Source organism: Streptomyces sp. NPDC041124 (assembly GCF_055592385.1).
Map to the genome: position 1 here is coordinate 247,761 of NZ_JBVIYR010000011.1, position 17,651 is coordinate 265,411.

At 73.4% G+C, this 17,651-nt stretch carries 17 protein-coding genes; 9 read left to right on the forward strand and 8 right to left on the reverse strand.

Going from position 1 to position 17,651, the window contains the following annotated elements; translation table 11 throughout:
• The first annotated feature begins 173 nt into the window (after positions 1 to 173).
• Positions 174 to 365, forward strand: coding sequence for a regulatory protein AfsS (afsS, locus tag ACZ6A9_RS27805; protein WP_468990567.1), 192 nt, complete (start codon positions 174 to 176; stop codon positions 363 to 365).
• A gap of 243 nt (positions 366 to 608) precedes the next feature.
• Positions 609 to 1,577: a hypothetical protein gene (locus ACZ6A9_RS27810; protein ID WP_468990570.1), complete on the forward strand. Its 969-nt coding sequence runs from the start codon at positions 609 to 611 to the stop codon at positions 1,575 to 1,577.
• Between the two features lie 397 nt (positions 1,578 to 1,974).
• Here ACZ6A9_RS27810 and ACZ6A9_RS27815 read toward each other — a convergent pair whose 3' ends face one another.
• The 3 genes from ACZ6A9_RS27815 to kbpA form a co-directional block, all read right to left on the reverse strand.
• Complete coding sequence (locus ACZ6A9_RS27815; protein WP_468990573.1) at positions 1,975 to 2,502, reverse strand: hypothetical protein; 528 nt, start codon at positions 2,500 to 2,502, stop codon at positions 1,975 to 1,977.
• 115 nt (positions 2,503 to 2,617) lie between these two features.
• Positions 2,618 to 4,999: a protein serine/threonine kinase AfsK gene (afsK, locus tag ACZ6A9_RS27820; protein WP_468990576.1), complete on the reverse strand. Its 2,382-nt coding sequence runs from the start codon at positions 4,997 to 4,999 to the stop codon at positions 2,618 to 2,620.
• 180 nt (positions 5,000 to 5,179) lie between these two features.
• Positions 5,180 to 5,902 carry an AfsK-binding protein KbpA gene (gene kbpA / locus ACZ6A9_RS27825; protein ID WP_468990578.1) on the reverse strand — a complete coding sequence of 241 codons (723 nt, stop codon included), beginning with the start codon at positions 5,900 to 5,902 and terminating at the stop codon, positions 5,180 to 5,182.
• Between the two features lie 134 nt (positions 5,903 to 6,036).
• Here kbpA and ACZ6A9_RS27830 point away from each other — a divergent pair, with 134 nt between their 5' ends.
• The 4 genes from ACZ6A9_RS27830 (at position 6,037) to ACZ6A9_RS27845 (ending at position 9,426) form a co-directional block, all read left to right on the forward strand.
• Positions 6,037 to 6,672, forward strand: coding sequence for a TetR family transcriptional regulator (locus ACZ6A9_RS27830; protein ID WP_468990798.1), 636 nt, complete (start codon positions 6,037 to 6,039; stop codon positions 6,670 to 6,672).
• 220 nt (positions 6,673 to 6,892) lie between these two features.
• Positions 6,893 to 7,318 carry a pyridoxamine 5'-phosphate oxidase family protein gene (locus ACZ6A9_RS27835; RefSeq protein WP_468990581.1) on the forward strand — a complete coding sequence of 142 codons (426 nt, stop codon included), beginning with the start codon at positions 6,893 to 6,895 and terminating at the stop codon, positions 7,316 to 7,318.
• Positions 7,319 to 7,345: 27 nt separating this feature from the next.
• Positions 7,346 to 8,011 carry a pyridoxine/pyridoxamine 5'-phosphate oxidase gene (locus tag ACZ6A9_RS27840; protein WP_468990585.1) on the forward strand — a complete coding sequence of 222 codons (666 nt, stop codon included), beginning with the start codon at positions 7,346 to 7,348 and terminating at the stop codon, positions 8,009 to 8,011.
• A 215-nt stretch (positions 8,012 to 8,226) separates the two neighbouring features.
• Positions 8,227 to 9,426, forward strand: coding sequence for a flavin-containing monooxygenase (locus ACZ6A9_RS27845; protein ID WP_468990588.1), 1,200 nt, complete (start codon positions 8,227 to 8,229; stop codon positions 9,424 to 9,426).
• Between the two features lie 71 nt (positions 9,427 to 9,497).
• On the opposite strand, the gene ACZ6A9_RS27850 is transcribed toward ACZ6A9_RS27845, so the two are convergent.
• On the reverse strand, positions 9,498 to 10,817 hold the full coding sequence (locus ACZ6A9_RS27850; protein ID WP_468990591.1) for an MFS transporter: 1,320 nt from the start codon (positions 10,815 to 10,817) through the stop codon (positions 9,498 to 9,500).
• Between the two features lie 72 nt (positions 10,818 to 10,889).
• Between ACZ6A9_RS27850 and ACZ6A9_RS27855 the strand changes: the two genes are divergently transcribed.
• The gene (locus ACZ6A9_RS27855; RefSeq protein WP_468990593.1) at positions 10,890 to 11,933 is read left to right on the forward strand and encodes a GlxA family transcriptional regulator; all 1,044 of its coding nucleotides are present in this window, start codon (positions 10,890 to 10,892) and stop codon (positions 11,931 to 11,933) included.
• 437 nt (positions 11,934 to 12,370) lie between these two features.
• Here the strand turns inward: ACZ6A9_RS27855 and ACZ6A9_RS27860 are convergent, their stop codons facing one another.
• From ACZ6A9_RS27860 to ACZ6A9_RS27870, 3 genes are all read right to left on the reverse strand, one after another.
• Positions 12,371 to 12,856: an ATP-binding protein gene (locus tag ACZ6A9_RS27860; RefSeq protein ID WP_468990802.1), complete on the reverse strand. Its 486-nt coding sequence runs from the start codon at positions 12,854 to 12,856 to the stop codon at positions 12,371 to 12,373.
• Between the two features lie 483 nt (positions 12,857 to 13,339).
• The gene (locus tag ACZ6A9_RS27865; RefSeq protein WP_468990597.1) at positions 13,340 to 13,852 is read right to left on the reverse strand and encodes an EF-hand domain-containing protein; all 513 of its coding nucleotides are present in this window, start codon (positions 13,850 to 13,852) and stop codon (positions 13,340 to 13,342) included.
• Between the two features lie 167 nt (positions 13,853 to 14,019).
• Positions 14,020 to 14,400, reverse strand: a complete 381-nt coding sequence (locus ACZ6A9_RS27870) for an STAS domain-containing protein (protein WP_468990600.1) — start codon at positions 14,398 to 14,400, stop codon at positions 14,020 to 14,022.
• 362 nt (positions 14,401 to 14,762) lie between these two features.
• On the opposite strand from ACZ6A9_RS27870, the gene ACZ6A9_RS27875 reads away from it, so the two are divergent.
• On the forward strand, positions 14,763 to 15,344 hold the full coding sequence (locus tag ACZ6A9_RS27875) for a sigma-70 family RNA polymerase sigma factor (protein WP_468990603.1): 582 nt from the start codon (positions 14,763 to 14,765) through the stop codon (positions 15,342 to 15,344).
• A complete protein-coding gene (locus ACZ6A9_RS27880) occupies positions 15,341 to 16,525 on the forward strand; it encodes a maleylpyruvate isomerase N-terminal domain-containing protein (protein ID WP_468990606.1) in 1,185 nt (394 codons plus the stop codon). Before ACZ6A9_RS27875 ends, ACZ6A9_RS27880 begins: the two co-directional genes overlap by 4 nt.
• Before the next feature lie 197 nt (positions 16,526 to 16,722).
• On the opposite strand, the gene purU is transcribed toward ACZ6A9_RS27880, so the two are convergent.
• A complete protein-coding gene (purU, locus tag ACZ6A9_RS27885) occupies positions 16,723 to 17,604 on the reverse strand; it encodes a formyltetrahydrofolate deformylase (protein ID WP_468990608.1) in 882 nt (293 codons plus the stop codon).
• Between the last annotated feature and the right edge of the window lie 47 nt (positions 17,605 to 17,651).

Below are 17,651 nucleotides of genomic sequence, written 5' to 3' on the forward strand. Positions count from 1 at the left end.
TTATGCCTGGCTGCAAGACTGAGCACATCGAACCGTCGCGTCGGGGGGCAGGCGGTTCGGCAGGGCTCACGACCGGGGGCAGGAGTCCGAACCGTCCTTGTCCGGCGGCCTGCGGGGGAATTGCCGGACAAGGACGACCGCACCGTTCACTCGCACACACGGGGAGAAGCCACATGAGCGACGTCAAGAAGAACCAGGGCGAAGAGATCACCACGCTCGACAACCACGCGCCGGCCCCGCCGGCGGACGGCGAGATCACCACCCTCGACAACCACGCCCCGGCCCCGGCGGCGGACGGCGAGATCACCACCCTCGACAACCACGCCCCGGCCCCGCCGGCCCTGGGCCTGGGTGGGGGCAAGTAGTCGTCCTTCACGCACGGGGGATCGGCCGCGGCGGCGCGGAGGGGGAGCCGCCGCGGCCGACGCGTGTCCGCAACGGGAGCAGACGGGGCCACGCGTGTCCGCAACGGGAGCAGTCGGGGCCCACGCTGCAGCAGTTGGCGGAGGGCAGCTTCCACGGGATGAGTCACCTGAGCGAGAACGAACGCGGACTGGGTTGTCCACAGGCGCGGGAGGTTCCTGTCCCGTATCGGCGAGACTGCCGTCGTGGAACATGTGGGGCCCAGGGCCGATCTGCGGGCGCTGGCGCAGGGAGGTGTGCTGCTCACCTCGCGGGCGCTGAACGCCGGGTGGCCGCAGAGTTCGCTCACCGCGCGACTGCACGCGGAGGGATGGACCCGCGTGCGGAACGGGGCGTGGGCCGTGCCGGGGAAGGTGATCGACCTCGGCGTACGGCTGAGAGTGACCCAACTCCTCACTCCCCGGCTCGTCGTGAGTCACCACTCGGCCGCTCGGCTCTGGCAGATCGAGACGCTGGGTGAGGGCTCGGCGGAGCGGGTCGAGTTCACGGACCCCGGTCTCAGCTTCCGGGGAAGGCTCACGGGCGTCCGCGTGCACCGTCTGCCCCTCGCCGAGGCGGATGTCCAGTACCGAGGTGGGCTGCGCGTCACCGACGTGCCCCGGACCCTCGCCGACCTGCTGCGGAGCGGCGGGAGGGACGACGCCCTGGTGGCCGTGGAGTCCGCGCTCGGCTACCGCAGAGTCGGCGGAGTGCGCCGGCCGCCCCTCATCGCCCCGGCCGCACTCTCCGTCGCGCTGGAGGCACCCCTCCTGGGCAACAGCCGGGCGCGGGAGTGGCTGAGGCTCGTCGACCGTGAGTCCGGGTCGCCCGCGGAGACGGTCGCACGCCTCCGCATGCTCGACGCCGGCCTGCGCCCGGAGACACAGGCCGAGGTCCGCACGCCGAGCGGTCGACGCCGCTGCCTGGACTTCCTGTTCCGGGCCGAGGGACTCGCCGTGGAGATCGAGGGCTACGCCTACCACGGCACCCGCGAGGCCCACCGCCGGGACATGGCCCGCTTCAACGAGATCACCCGCTGCCCGGAAGTCCGGCACGTCCTGCGCTTCGCAGCGGCGGAGGTGTTCGAGGGAGCCGGGACCATGATCGATGAGATCCGTGCCTCGTTGGTGTGGCTGAGGGCGGGGGGAGGTGGTCCTCCTGCTGGTTCCAAGTGACCGTTGGGCCACTCGCTTCTTCGTCAGTGTCGTGCTTCCGCGACCCGCGTCAAGGGCGCTGCGTTCCGCTGCGCTCCACTCCGCGTCGCCTTCGGCGATGGGCCTACGGCCCACCCTTGACCCGGCCCGCTCCAGCACGAGGGAGAAGCGAGCGAGCGGCCCAACGGTCACCTGTGATCCCAGGTCGGGTCAGCCGACCGGCTCGGCGATCATGTCGGGGTCGGTCGCATGCGGCGATGCGGGTCGCGTCCTCGTCGCCGGTCTCCACCCGGATCGGCGCACCGTCCCGGTCCCGGGTAGGGCGACCTCCTGCGGGCGGGTGAGAACCTGCGCGCCGGTCTCGTCCTCGAACCTCACGGTGACGGTGAAGACGCCGTCCGCGGCCGGTCCGGCGGGGTCAGCGGACCGCCGTCGCGTACGGGCTCGGGAGGCAGTCGTGTATGCGGGGGACGTACTTGGTGCTGTCCACTTCGACGCGGGCCGTCGCCGTCCCGCCCGCCGGGACGTCGACCTTCTCGGTGCGGGTGACGACCGTGCCGCCGGTGCTGTTGTCGAAGGTCACCTCGACCGTGAAGGTGCCGTCGACGGTGTTGGGGTTGGTGACCTCGACGGTGGCGTACGGGGCCTTGCGCGAGACGCAGGTCAGCAGTTCCACCGTGGCGTCCTGGAGGGACGAGAACGTGCCCTCGCCGCTGCCGCCGCCCGTGTCGTCGGTGTCGGTGTCGGTGTCATCGTCGTCGTAGTCCCGGTGCGAGCCGCTCCCGGAGCCGGAGGACGAGTCGTGGTTCTGGGACGAGCTGCTGCAGCCTCCGCCGTCTCCCCCGTCGCCGCTGCCGTTTCCACGGCCGGTGGAGAAGCCGGTGAGGGTCAGGACGACCAGGGCCGAGACCGCTGTGAGCTTGAGAGTGTTCCCCCGTGGAGTCATGCATGCCAGGCTAGCGACTCCGGTGTCACGGGCATGTCACCGTCCGGCGGCCGTCGTGCACCCGGCGTGACGCCGGCCCCCCGGAGCGGCCGGCCGGGCCGCCCGGGGTCCGGCTCTACGTCGTGCGTGCCGTGCCCGTCCCCTTCTCCGCGTCCAGCGCGTACACGCAGCGGTCCTTGCTGCACGCGTACACCACGCCGTCCCGGACCACCGGGGAGCCGGTGATCTCGCCGCCGGTCGCGAGCTTCCACCTCAGGCGGCCGTCGTCGGCCTTCAGGGTGTACAGCAGGTGGTCGCTGGAGCCGAAGTGGATGCGGCCCTCGGCGACCGCGGGGGCGCCCACGATCTCGCCGCCCGACTGGAAGCGCCACTTGGGCGTGCCGGTGACCGCGTCCAGGGTGTAGAGGCCCTTGCCGCTGCCCACGTGGACGTGGCCGGCGGCCACCAGGACCGGCTCGGTCGAGGCGCGGGACTCGGTGGCGATGCGCCAGCGGTCGCGGCCGTCGGTGGCGTCGAGGGCGTAGACCGTGCCGAGGTAGTCGGCCAGGTACACGCCGCCGCCGGTGACCGCCGGGCCGGGGACGAAGGCGGGCGGGGAGAGGAAGACCGCCGGGGCCTCGAAGTGCCAGCGCACGTGCCCCGAGGTGACCTCCAGGGCGAGGACGCGGGTTCCGGCACAGACGTAGACGTGGCCGTCGGGGGCGTGGGTGAGGCGGAGCGGGACGCCGCCGCAGGAGGCCGCGTCACCGATGGGGTAGGACCAGCGTTCGTCTCCGGTGCGGGCGTCCAGGGCGCGCAGCCGGGCGTCCTGCCAGAGGAAGACGGTGCCGTCGTGGACGGACGGCCCGGCCTCCGGGGACTCGAAGTCGCTCTGGCAGCCGGTGACCTCCCACAGCTTCTGGCCGGTGGCCGCCTCCCATCCCTGCACGCCGCCGCCGCGCGTGCCGGTGACGACGGTGCCGCGGTCGGCCTTGAGGGAGTACACCCAGGCGTCCGTGGACAGCCGCCACAGGTCGCCGCCCTCGCGGGCGTCGAGGGCGAAGAGGGTGGGCCCGTCGGAGGCGTGGATGCGCCCGTCGGCGACCGCCATCGACCAGGCGACGTCGCGGGTCTTGAAGCGGCGCCGGCCGGTGGCGACGTCGAGGGCGTGCACCTCGAAGGAGGTGACGTAGACGAGGTCGCCGTCGACGGCCGGGGTGCCCCAGACGTCGTTGGACATGCGGAAGCGCCAGGGCCGCCAGCCGCTGGGGTGCTCCGGAGGGGCGGCGGGCGCCGGTACGGCCGGGTCGGCGCCGTTGACGCCGGGGCGGGGCTTGGACCAGGTGGCGGCCAGGGCGGCTTCCGGCGGGGGTGCCTTCACGGCGGCCGCGCGCGTGTCGGCGACGCGCGGGCCGGGACCGATGGGCACCGGGGCGCCGGCCAGCCGCACGGGCCCGGTGTCGGGTGCCCCGACGCCCACGGCCGCACCGGCGTGCGCCCCCACCGGCGCCGGCCGGGACGGGGGCGGGGGGACGACGGGGTCGTGCGGGGGCGGGGGCGGTACGGCGGGACGGGCGCCGCCCGCGCTGCGGCCCGTGCCGTGCGCCGGTCTGGGCGCCGGACGGCCGCCCCGGCGGGTCTCGATCAGGCTCACCGCCCGCTCGGGCAGCCAGGCCGAGGCCGTACCGCTGTCGTCAGAGCCGGAGCCGAAGAGGTGCGGAGCGAGCTGCGCCTGGAGGTCGGCGGGGTTGGGGCGGGCCGTGGCCTCCATCTGCATGCACGCCTCGATGAGCGGCCGCAGCTCGTCCGGGAGGCCGTCGAGGTCCGGGCCCTCGCGCAGCAGCATGAAGACGGTCTCGACGGGGTTGGCGCCGTGGAAGGGCGGGTGGCCGGTGGCGGCGAAGACCAGCATGGAGCCGAGGGAGAAGACGTCGCTCGCGCCGGTGACGCTGCGGGAGTCCTTGGCCTGCTCCGGGGACATGTAGGCCGGGGTGCCGACGGCGACGTTCGTCATGGTCAGGCGTGTGTTCGAGACGCCGGAGGCGATGCCGAAGTCGATCACCCGGGGGCCGTCCTCGACGACGAGGACGTTGGACGGCTTGAGGTCGCGGTGGACGAGCCCGGCGCCGTGGATCGACTGGAGCGCCTCCGCGACGCCCGCGGCGAGCCAGCGCACCGCCTGGGCCGGCAGCGGCCCGCACTCGTTCACTATCTCCTCGAGGGAGGGCGCGGGGACGTACGCGGTGGCCAGCCACGGCACGGCGGCGCGCGGGTCGGCGTCCACGACGGCGGCCGTGTAGAAACCGGAGACCGCGCGGGCCGCCTCCACCTCGCGCGTGAAGCGGACCCGGAACAGCTGGTCCTCGGCCAGTTCCGTCCGGACCGTCTTGATCGCCACCCGCCGGCCGGACGCCGAGCGCGCGAGATAGACCAGCCCCATGCCGCCGGCTCCCAGCCGTCCCAGCACCTCGAACGGCCCGATACGCCGCGGATCGTGCTGCGTCAGCTGATCCACCACTTGCCTGCCACCTCCCCGTACGCGTCGCGCCACCACCTGTGCGCGACCGTAGTGCAGCGTCTCACCACCGCACCGCCGTGGCGGCACGCACCCCGATTCTTCCTGTCCGGGCCCCCGGTTGCGAACCGGCCGACAAATCGGGTGTCCAGGTTTACATATGACGTCGGGGGCGGAAACGGCTCAGCGGCGCAGCAGCGCGAAGGAGGCGCCCTGGTTGTCGGTGACCACGGCCGCGGTGCCGTAGGACGTCTCGAAGGGAGGGACCTGGACCCGGCCCCCGAGCCGGGCCACCTCCGCCATGGCGGCGTCCAGGTCCCCGGCGGCGAAGTGGACCAGGAGGTGGGGCGGCATCTCGGCGGCGAAGACGTCGGTGACCGGTGCGCGGCCGAAGGCGGGGTCGGCGTCCGGGCCGAACAGGGCCTCGTGGAAGAGGTCTCCGTAGAAGGTGTTGGCCGTCTCGGTGTCCCGCGCGTAGAGCTGCACCCAGGCGAAGGTGCCGGGCTCCCGCCGACGGCCGAAGCCGGGGGTGCGCCCGCCCTGCCAGAGGGAGAACACGGCGCCCTCGGGATCGGTGACCAGCGCGGTGACGCCCAGGTCGCCGAAGGACAGCGGCGGGGAGACGATCTGACCGCCGCCCGCGAGGATCCGCCGGCACGTCGCCTCGGCGTCGGGGGTGGCGAAGGACACCGTCCACACGGTGGGCAGCCGGCCGTCCGTCTTGTGCGCGAGGGAGGCGACGGGCTCACCCTGCTTCAGCGCCCGCACGGTTCCCTGCGGCTGGTCCTCGAAGGTCCAGCCGAAGAGTTCGCCGTAGAACCGCTTGCCCGCCTCCACGTCGGGGAGCTGCGCGTCCACCCAGCACGGGGTGCCCTCCGAGTACTGCGATGCCTTGTTTTCGGCCATGCCGCCAAAGTAGCCGCGCCGCCCGCACCGCGCAGACCAGGCACACCAGCGCGTCCGCGGCCGCGCACCCCATTTGCAGTCGGCCGAATCGCGCCCGGATCGCCCGTCGGTAAGCTGACTGCATGACAGGACAAGTGCGTACCGTCGACGGCCGGGTGGCCGGAAAGCGTGGGCAGGCGACCCGGCAGAAGCTGCTCGACTGCCTCAGCGAGATGCTCAGCTCGTCCCCGTACCGGGATGTCAAAGTCATCGACGTCGCCCGCCGGGCGGGAACCTCGCCGGCCACCTTCTACCAGTACTTCCCGGACGTCGAGGGCGCCGTTCTGGAGCTCGCCGAGGAAATGGCCGCCGAGAGCGGTGCGTTGACCGAACTGCTGGCGGGCCGCTCCTGGGCCGGGCGGGCCGGCTGGCAGACGGCGCAGGAACTCGTCGACGGTTTCCTGGAGTTCTGGCGGAAGAACGACGCGCTGCTGCGCGTCGTGGACCTCGGCGCCGCCGAGGGCGACAAGCGGTTCTACAAGATCCGCATGAGGATCCTGAACTCGGTGAACTCCTCCCTGGCCGACTCGGTCGCCGAACTGCAGGCCAAGGGGCGCATCGACAAGGACGTGAATCCGGGGGCGATCGCGGGCTCCCTGGTCGCCATGCTCGCGGCCGTCGCCTCCCACCAGAAAGGTTTCTCCTCCTGGGGCGTGAAGCAGGCCGAGCTCAAGCCCAACCTGGCTCTGCTGGTGCACCTGGGGGTCACCGGAAGGAAGCCGACCAAGTAGCCACCCGGCCGCCCACACCCCGCGCGACCACGCAAGTCCTGTCATCCGGGCGGCGGTTCACTCCGGTGGACCGCCGCCTGTCGCGTGGTGCGGGGCCGACCGGGTCGGATGGGGAAGGAACACCTCCGGTGCGGCCCGCGTTCAAGCCACCGGAGTCCGGCCGTACACCGGCACGCACCCGTTACCCCGCAGGTCCCACACGTCGCAGGAGGAACCCGCCATGGCCCTGACCCGCGAAGAACGTGAACAGTTCCTGGCCGAACCCCATGTCGCCGCCTTCGCCGTGGACGCCGGGGACGGCCGCGCCCCGCTGAGCGTGCCCATCTGGTACCAGTACGCGCCCGGCGGCGACGTCTGGATCATCACCGGTCTCGACTCGCGCAAGAACCGGCTGATCAGCGCGGCGGGACGCTTCTCGCTGATGGTGGACCGCGTCGAGCCCACCATCCGTTACGTCTCCGTCGAGGGGCCGGTCGTCGACACGACCCCGGCCACGGTCGAGCTGCTCCGGGAGATCTCCGCCCGCTACCTCCCGGCCGACAAGGTCGAGGGGTACGTCGACTTCGCCTGGAAGAACCACGGCGAGCAGGTCATCGTGCGGATGCGGCCCGAACGGTGGCTCTCCTCCGACCTCGGGTCGGTCTGATCGGGCCGCACGCCCGACAATCAGGGCATGGAACCCGATCTTCACGAGCTGCTGAGGTCGCTGCGGGTGTGGGACCCGGCGGTCACCACGCTGCCGCCGCTGGACCCGGACACCGCGCCCGCCGCGCCGCTGCCGCTGTTCGCTCGGTGGCTGGCGGACGCGGCGGCGGCCGGACAGGCCGAACCGCACACCATGTCGCTGGCCACGGCGGACGCGGAGGGCCTGCCCGACGTACGGATCGTGATGCTGCACGGCGCGGACGACGACGGCTGGTCCTTCGCGACCCACGCGCACAGCCGCAAGGGCGGCCAGCTCGCCGGGCGCCCGTACGCCGCGCTGGCCTTCTACTGGCCGGTGCTGGGCCGTCAGGTGCGGGTGCGCGGGCCGGTCGGCGTCGCTCCGCGCGAGGAGGCGCAGGCGGATCTGCACGCCCGCTCGACGGGAGCCCTGGCCGCCGCCCTGACCGGCAGGCAGAGCGAGGTCCTCGACTCGACGGAGGACCTGGCACGGGCCTCGGAGCAGGCCTGGGACCGGGCACGGCGGGAACCGGCGACACCGGTCCCGTCCTGGACGCTGTACCGCCTGCGGCCGGACGAGGTCGAGTTCTTCCAGGGCGACGCCCGGCGCCGCCACGTACGGCTGCGCTACCGGCGGGCACCCGAGGGGTGGACCCACAAACTCCTCTGGCCCTGACACCGGCCCGCCGCGCGGGCGATACGGGAGCCGGGCCGGTGGGGCGGCAGACGCGGCCGGTGCCGGCGCACGCGCCGGTGCGTAGGGGCGGTGGCTGCCGTGGGGCACGGGTTCCGTGCACGTCCTCCTACCCGCTGAACCGACGTGATCAATCCGCAACCAATTCCGGTCTTGACCGATACCCATCAACCAGGTGCGGAATTAGGCTCGCGCTCATGACCGACTCCTCCACGTCCGCGCAGCCCACCGCGCCGAACCCGGCGGACCGCCCCGTCTACGTCATCGGCGGCGGACCGGGCGGGCTGGCCACCGCGTACGCCCTGCGCGCCCGGGGGATCAGGGCGGTCGTCCTGGAGCGTTCCGACCGCGTGGGCGCGTCCTGGCGGCGCCACTACGACCGGCTGCGCCTGCACACCACCCGGCGGCTGTCCGCCCTGCCCGGGCTGCCGATGCCCCGCCGGTTCGGACGGTGGCCGGCCCGCGACGACGTGGTCAGGTACCTGGAGAAGTACGCCGAGCACCACCGGCTCGAGATCGTCACCGGCGTGGAGGTCTCCCGCGTCGAGCGCACCCCGGACGGCACCGGCTGGCTGCTGCACGCCACCGGCGGCCGGGAGCTGACCGGCGCGGCGGTCGTCGTCGCCACCGGCTACAACCACACCCCGCGCGTCCCCGACTGGCCCGGCCGGGACACGTACACCGGCGAGTTCCTGCACGCCTCGGCGTACCGCGCCCCGAAGCCCTACGCCGGCCGGGACGTCCTCGTCGTGGGCGTCGGCAACACGGGCGCGGAGATCGCCGTGGACCTGGTGGAGGGCGGCGCGGCCCGGGTGCGGCTGGCGGTGCGCACGCCGCCGCACATCGTGCGCCGTTCCACCGCCGGCTGGCCGGCGCAGTACTCGGGGGTCCTGGTGCGCCGGCTGCCCGTCGGCCTCGTCGACCGTGTCTCCCGGGTGCAGGCACGGGTCGCGATACCCGACCTGTCGGTCCACGGCCTGCCCCGCCCCGGCTCCGGTCTCTACAGCCGGGTGCGGGAGGGGGCCATCCCGGTGCAGGACGTCGGGCTGATCGACGCGGTGCGCAACGGGACGGTGGAGGTCGTGGCCGCCGTGGAGGCGTTCGACGAGGGCCAGGTGGTGCTGGCGGACGGGACGAGGATCACCCCGGACGCGGTGATCGCGGCGACCGGGTACGTCCGGGGGCTGGAGTCCCTGGTGGGGGACCTCGGCGTGCTGGACGGGCGGGGCAGACCCGTGGTCCACGGGGCCCGTACCGCGCCCGGCGCCCCCGGACTCCACTTCACCGGCTACACGAACCCGATCAGCGGGAACCTCCGGGAACTGGCGCTGGACGCGGAGCGGATCGCCAAGGCCGTGGCCCGCGCCGGCGGGGTGTCCCGGCTGCCCACCGCCTAGCCGTCACCGCGCCCCGTCGCCCGGCCGTCACCGGGCCGCCCGCCGCCCCGGACCGCCGGACGGCCGTCGCGTCAGGCGCCCGCCGCGAGGGCGGCGGTCGCCGGCCGTCGCCGGATCACCAGGGCCATCAGTGCCGCCGCCGCGCACAACGCCCCCGACGCGTACCAGACCACGTCGTACGAGCCGAACGCGTCCCGCGCCACGCCGCCCGCGAAGGCGACCATGGCCGCGCCCACCTGGTGGGACGCGAGCACCCACCCGAAGACGATCGGGCTGTCGTCCCCGTAGTGTTCGCGGCACAGCGCCAGCGTGGGCGGCACGGTCGCCACCCAGTCGAGCCCGTAGAAGACGATGAAGAAGACCATCGGCGGGTGCACGCCCGGCGCCAGCAGCATCGGCAGGAACAGCAGGGAGACGCCGCGCAGCGCGTAGTACACGGCGAGCAGCCGCCGGGAGTCGTACCGGTCGGTGAACCACCCGGACGCGATCGTCCCGACGACGTCGAACACCCCGATGACCGCCAGCAGCGACGCCGCCGTCGTGATCGGCATGCCGTGGTCGTGGGACGCGGGCACGAAGTGCGTCTGGATCAGCCCGTTCGTCGAGGCGCCGCAGATCGCGAAGGAACCGGCGAGCAGCCAGAAGGGCCTGGTGCGCACCGCCGAGGACAGCACCGTCAGCGCGCGCCGCGCGGCGCCCGGCACCGGTGCCGGCTTGGGCACGAACTCCTCGGCCCCGTACGGCTTCTGGCCCACGTCGGCCGGGTGGTCGTGCAGCAGCAGCCAGACGAACGGCACCACCGCGAGCGCGGCGAGCGCCACGGTGACGGCGGCCGGCCGCCAGTCGTGGGTGGCGACGATCCAGGACAGCACGGGCAGGAAGATCAGCTGTCCGGAGGCGGACGCGGCGGTGAGGACGCCGGTGACCAGGCCGCGCCGTTCGGTGAACCACCGGTTGGTGACGGTGGCGGCGAAGGCGAGCGCCATGGAGCCGGAGCCGAGGCCCACCAACAGGCCCCAGCACAGGATCAGTTGCCAGGCCGCGGTCATCCACACCGTCAGCCCCGAGCCGAGCGCGATCACGGTCAGGGCGACCGCGACGACCCGCCGGATGCCGTAGCGGTCCATCAGCGCCGCCGCGAACGGCGCGGTGAGGCCGTACAGCGCGAGGTTCACGGAGACCGCCGCGCCGATGGTGCCCCGCGACCAGCCGAATTCGTCGTGCAGGGGGTCGATGAACAGGCCCGGTACGGATCGGAACGCGGCGGCACCGATGATCGTCACGAACGTCACAGCGGCCACGAACCACGCCCGGTGCACACGGGTGCGGTGCGGCTTGCGGCCGCCGGCGGGCGGCTCCACGGCGACGGCTGTCTCGCTTGTCCGGGTCACGTCGTAGAGCTTCCGGTGCCGGGGGGCGTCACAGCGAGTGGCCCGAAGGACAGGGTTCACTAGGATCGGGCCATGGATCCGGCCGAGCACTCCCCCGCGCCCGACGGCTTCCGGCCGCACCGGGTCGTCGTCCTCGCCCTCGACGGGCTGCTGCCCTTCGAGGCGGGCATCCCGCACCGCATCTTCGGCGGTCCCCGCGACGGGCGCGGACGGCGGCTGTACGAGGTCGTCACCTGTTCGGTCCGGCCGCCGGGGCCCGTCGAGACGGACGCCGACTTCACCCTTCACGTCGCCCACGGCCCCGAGGCACTGGCCACCGCCGACACGGTGATCGTCCCGGCCTCCTACGAGCTGGGCCCGGTCTACGAGCGCGGCGAGCTGACCGGTGAACTGGCCGCCGCCCTGGCCCTGATCCGCCCCGGCACCCGGATCGCGTCGATCTGCACCGGCGTCTACGTCCTGGCCGCCGCCGGGTACCTCGACGGGCGTCCCGCCACCACGCACTGGGCGGACGCCGAACGGCTGCAGAGGATCTTCCCGCGGGTCCGGGTGGATCCGGACGTGCTGTTCGTCGACGACGGCGACATCCTGACCTCGGCGGGCGTCGCGGCCGGCATCGACCTCTGCCTGCACATGGTGCGGCGCGACCACGGTGTCGTCGTGGCCAACGACGTGGCCCGGCGCACGGTCGTGCCGCCGCACCGGGACGGCGGGCAGGCGCAGTACATCCGGCGGCCGGTGCCCGATCCGCAGCAGGCGTCGACGAGCGGTGCCCGCGCGTGGGCGCTGGCCCGGCTGCACGAGCCGATCCAGCTGCGGGACATGGCCGCGCGGGAGGCGATGTCGGTGCGCACCTTCACGCGCCGCTTCCGGGAGGAGACCGGGGTCAGCCCGGGTCAGTGGCTGACCCGGCAGCGGGTGGAGCGGGCCCGGCACCTGCTGGAGTCCACCGACCTGTCCGTGGACCGGGTCGCGGGCGACGCCGGTTTCGGTACGGCCCAGTCGATGCGGCAGCACCTCCAGGCGGCGCTGGGGGTGACACCCACGGCCTACCGGCGGACCTTCCGGGAGGGCGGACGGCGGGCGGAGGCGGCGGCGATCGCCGCGGCCGGATGAGCAGATGTTGTCCACAGCCTGTGGATAAACGGGGAACGGCGGCGGTGCGGCGCTGCGCGCCCCGAGCACGGCAACGCCGCACCGCTCCTCGGCTCGGCCTTCCCGCCCGGGCTCCCCCTCGGCCCTGGGGGGAACCGACGCCGACCGACGACCCACACTCGCCGAGGGCTCCCGTCGCGGGCCCTCGCCGTCCCCTCGCGGCGAATCGCTGACGACCAGCGTGATCACACCGTCACGGCACGTCAACACCGGTTCGGGTGAGATGGGGCGGAATGCGGCATAAGCCCTGTTCGTGGGCGCAGCGCACGGAAGCACACCCGGCGCACCGGTTCACGCACCGCCCCCCGGGGGACCGGTCCGCCGTGCTCCCGTGACCCCCTGGGGCGCGAGCGAGGGTCGCGACCGAGGGGTCCGCTCCGACCGGTCCGCCCGCGCGCTCACACCGCCTCGTACGTGCGTCCCCCGTAGGTCCGTCCCCCGTACGCCGTCGAGGTGCTCCCGTCGCAGACCGGGGCGGCGGCCTCGGGCCGGCCCGCGCAGCGGTCCAGTTCGCACCAGATGCGCTTGCCGGCACCCTCGGCGCTCCAGCCCCAGCGGTCGGCGAGGCCGTCCACGAGGGCGAGTCCGCGGCCGCCGGTCGACTCGCCGTCCACACAGCGCGGCACCGGCGCCCGGCCGCTGCGGTCGGCCACCTCGAGGCGGACGACGGCCTCCCCGGACGCCTCCACCCCCGGCAGGCACAGGCGCAGCACGGCGGGGCGGCCGGTGTGCACCACGGCGTTGGTGACGAGCTCCGAGACGAGCAGGATCAGCGTCTCGGCCAGCGGTTCGTCGGCCCCTATGCCGGACCCGGCCAGCCGTGAACGGGCCCACCGCCGGGCACGCCCCACCTCAGCGGGGTCGGGCCGGATCTCCAACTGCACTTGAAGCACCTGCACCGCTCACACCATCCGAACCGGCGGACACTTGGACTCGCGCCTCACGAGGGCCACGATCGTAGCCATTTTCTGCATGGCCAGAACAACAGCCGGGACAGGAGTCACGGAACGTGATTCCCTTGCAGGACAGCATGGTTGACGTACAGTCACGTCAACAAGCGCTTCGGGCATATTCCCGCGCGAAGGAGTACACGTACGGCATACTGTGCGACGCCCGCCGGGGATGGTCGAACAGGGGGCGGCGACGGGCCCGGTCGCACGGCGAGCAACCGCAGGCACCAGCCCGGACGGAGTCGCCTCGGGGGCGACTCCGCCACGGTGCGCGCTCGGAACGACTCGCATCCCACACAAGGTACCGGAGGGGACGTCCGACTCCGGGCCGTGACGAGTCACGCGGACGACGGAAGCCGGACTCCACGCTCCGTGATCAAGAAAATGCCACGATCCGTGACACCGGCGCGGGGTGCGTCACTCGGGAACGGTGAAGTAGCGGGCGAAGGCCCGGACGATCTCCTCCTCGCCGATCCGGCCGTCGCCGTCCGTGTCGAGGGAGGCGGCGACCGCACCGGCGAGCTCCTCGTCCACGCCGAGCACCTTGAGCACCCGCGCGGTGTTCTCGACACCGGCCGCACCGTCGTCGTCGGTGTCGGCGACGGCGAGCGCCGCGTGCAGGAAGGGACGGGCGATCTCGGCGAAGCGCTCCGGGTTGTCCCGCAGCCGCTTGACCGCGCCGTGCACGAACTCCTCGCGCGTGATGCGCTGGTCGCCGTCCCGGTCCGCGATCCCCGCCATGCCCTGCCAGAACGCCTCGGCGCCGATGTACAGCGCCTGGCCCCGGTCGGAGCGGGCGGCGGTGCCGAACTCGGCGAGCAGCGCCTTGGCCGCTCCGCTGAAGTCCTCGCGGTCGATGGAGCCGTTGCCGTCCTGGTCGAAGGTGGCGAACCGGGCCGCGATCCTGCGCTCGTACTCGCTGGTGACCATGTCTCTTTCAGGCCGCCTTAGGTCAGTGGGTCGTCTCGCAGGGAGCGTACGTGGTCAGCGGGCGTCCGGGAGCACGAAAGCGTCGCCCGGACCAGGACCGGGGGAATACCGGGACAACGGCGTGACACGTGTGAGCGGTTCCACGACGGACGTCCGGAGGCGGCGGCTCACGCCGACAGCGGACGGGAGTCCTCGTCGACCGCGGCGGGGACGTCCGGATGGATCTCGAAGAGGCGGCGGACCCCGAGGGCGCCGAGCACCTTGTTCACGTGACTGCCGTCGGCGGCCCCCCGCGCGGGGAGGATCAGCCGCAGGCCGCCCCCGCAGGAGCGCAGCAGCCGGCGGGAGGCGATGAGCACGCCCACCCCGCTGGAATCGCAGAACCACACGTCGGAGAGATCGAGGACGAGGCTGTGCCGCCCCTCGGCCACCACGTCGTGCACCCGTTGGCGCAGCACCGGGGACGTCACCAGGTCCAGTTCGCCCGACACCCGGAGCACGGCCCATCCGCCGTGCTCCTGGTCGGTCACTGTGAAGGTCACCACCACGCCCCTCGCTCGCCGAAACGGAAGCACTGCCTACGCTTCCTTGCAGCGCGGCTGCCCAACGGCCGTTCCCCTGAAACGCGGGCCAGGAAACGGTTACCGATCAGAAAGGGCTTGTTCTAGTCTCATTCGATCCGATTCGATCGGTTCCGATCGGTGCGGTGAGGGTAGTCAGGTGCCGAACAGTGTCCGACGTGCGCGGGCGGACCCCTTACCACCTGCGGATCGACCAGGGGCGCACATTGCCACAAAGGGGCGTGCGCCCTGGTTCGTGCCGACTACATTCATGGGGTCACCGGCCGCACGCCGGCCCCGGGCACCGACCGGCCCGGGGTGCCGGGGAGGAACAGGGGGTGAGGGGCCGCATGCCGGAACGGGACGCACCGCCCCACCGGGACCGCAGGATGCAGCAGCGGCTCGCCCACGGGGAGGCGGCAGCCCTGGGCGAGCTCTACGACCGGTTCGCCTCCCTCGTCCACGGCCTCGCCCACCGCGTCGTGGGCGACGAGCACGCGGCCGACGCCCTCACCCGCGACGTCTTCGCCCACGTCTGGCAGCACCCGGACTCCTACGACCCCGAAGAGGGCCCCCTGCGCAGCTGGCTCGCCGCACTGACCAACCGGCTGGCCGTGCAGCGGCTGCGCACCACCCAGGCCGCGGCCCTCGCCCGCGGCGGCCCCGGCACCACCGAGGACCTGGAGCGCACGCTGCGGCACGCCTCGGTGACCGCCCGCGCCGACTACATCGTCCAGTCCATGCCGGCGCCCCTGCGGGCCGCCCTGGAACTGGCGTACTTCCAGCGCCGGGACTACCACCGGGCCGCCACCGCCCTCGGCGTCACCGACGAGGAGGCCCGCCGCCGGCTCCGCCTGGGCCTGCAGCTGCTGGCCACCGCCCACGACACCGAGGCCCCGGGGGCCCCGCCCGGGATCGGGGGCGTCGCGTGAGCGGGCAGGCCGGACAGCGGCAGGAACGGACGGCCGCGGGCACGCCCGACGCGAACGGGCCGGACGGTGTGCCCCCGCCCCAGGAGCACGGCGTGCTGAAGTCACTGCTCGGCGCGTGGGCGCTGGCCGCCTGCGCACCGGCCGAGGCGGAAGCCGTCGAGGAACACCTCGGCGGCTGCGGGCCCTGCGCGGACGAGGCGCTGCGACTGCGGGAGGCGGTCGGCCTGCTCCACCGGCCCGAGAGCCTCGACCTGGACCCGGGGCTGCGCACCCGCGTCCTGGAGTCCTGCCTGGAACGGCGCCCGCCGCGCATCCCCGTACCGGAGTGGGCCGCCGCCTACGACGCCGAGACCGCGCGGCTGGACGCGCTGCTCCAGGACTTCGGTGATGCCGAGTGGCGGGCACCGGTGCGGCTGCGCTGGTACGAGGCCGACGAGGCGAGCAGCCGCCGCACCACCGTCGCCGGGGTGATCGCGCACCTGCTCACGGTCGACGGGCTGGTCGCGGTCGCCCTCGGCCTGGACGACCCGCTCGGCGGCGTCCCGGCCACCCGGCCCACCCCCGCGCACCGCACCGAGGCGTACTGGCGGGCCGCCCGCTTCCCGCCGACCCGCTCCGTGCGCGCACCCTGGCGGAAGCAGAGCCACGCCCTCGTGCGGACCGCGTCCTTCACCGGCCCCGCCGGGCGGACGACGGTCCCGTACGGCGACTTCGCACTGCCGCTGCCCGACGCCATGCTGGACCGGGCCTTCGAGTGCTGGGTGCACGCCGAGGACATCGCCGAGGCGGTCGACTACCCCTACGAGCCGCCCTCGGGACGGCATCTGCACCGCCTGGTCGACCTGGCCGCGCGGATGCTCCCGGCCGTGCTGGAGCACCGCCGGGAGCACGGGCTGGCCTCCCCCGTCGAACGGCGCCTGGTCGCCGCCGGGGAGCCGGGGCGCAGCCTGCGGCTGGAGATCGAGGGGTCGGGCGGCGGGGAGTGGCTGATCCCGCTGGACTCCCCCGCGGCGAAGGGCTCCGCCGAGCACGAGGTGGCGCATGTCGCGCTGGACGGCGCGGAGTTCTGCCGGCTGGCCGCGGGCCACGTCCCCCCGCGGGAGGCTGCCGCCGGGCAGGAGGGGGACCGTACGGCGATCCGGGACGTGCTGTTCGCCGCGGCGAGCCTGAGTCGTATGTAGCGCGGTGCGTGGGAGCCGGTCGCGGCGCGTCGCGCGGGTCGCGGCGCGTCGGCGGCTGCGGGCGGTCGGTGGCCGGGCGCGCAGTTCCCCGCGCCCCCTGAAGGTGCGTCCGCCGCAGCTGCCTCAGGGGCGCGGGGAACTGCGCGGACGCCCCCCACGCACCCGCGCCCGCCCGCGCTACGGAAGGGACCGGGTCCCTAGGCGAACACCACGGTCCTGCGGCCGTTGAGCAGGATCCGCCGCTCCGCGTGCCACTTCACCGCCCGCGCCAGCGCCTGGCACTCCACGTCACGGCCGATCGCGACGAGCCCCTCGGGGGTGACGTCGTGGCCCACCCGCTCGACCTCCTGCTCGATGATCGGGCCCTCGTCGAGGTCGGCGGTGACGTAGTGCGCCGTGGCGCCGATCAGCTTCACGCCCCGCGTGTGCGCCTGGTGGTACGGCTTCGCGCCCTTGAAGCTCGGCAGGAAGGAGTGGTGGATGTTGATGATCCGCCCGGAGAGCTGCTTGCACAGGTCGTCGGAGAGGACCTGCATGTAGCGGGCGAGGACGACGAGTTCCACCTCTTCCTCGCGCACGATCTCCAGCAGCCTGGCCTCCGCCTCCGGCTTGCCGTCCTTCGGCACGGGGATGTGATGGAACGGAATGTTGTACGAGGCCACCAGTTCCGCGAAATCGGTGTGGTTGGACACCACGCCGGCGATCTCCACGGGCAGTGCGCCCGTCCGCGCGCGGAACAGCAGGTCGTTCAGGCAGTGCCCGAACCTGCTGACCATGAGCAGGATGCGCATCTTCTCGTCGGCCCGGTTGATCTGCCAGTCCATCCGGAAGGAGTCACCGATCGCCGCGAAGCTCGCCCGCAGCTTCTCCACGGTCACCGGGGCCTCCGCGGAGAAGTGGACCCGCATGAAGAACAGTCCCGTGTCGTGGTCCCCGAACTGCTGGCTGTCCTCGATGTTGCAACCGGTCATGAACAGGTAGCTGGACACCGCGTGCACGATGCCCTGCTTGTCGGGACAGAACAGGGTGAGGACGTACTGGTCGGCCGGGGCCGTGACTCGGGTGGACTGCTCGCTCATGCAGGAAAGGGTCCCACACACGGCGTCACGGCCGGGGGGCCGTTCCG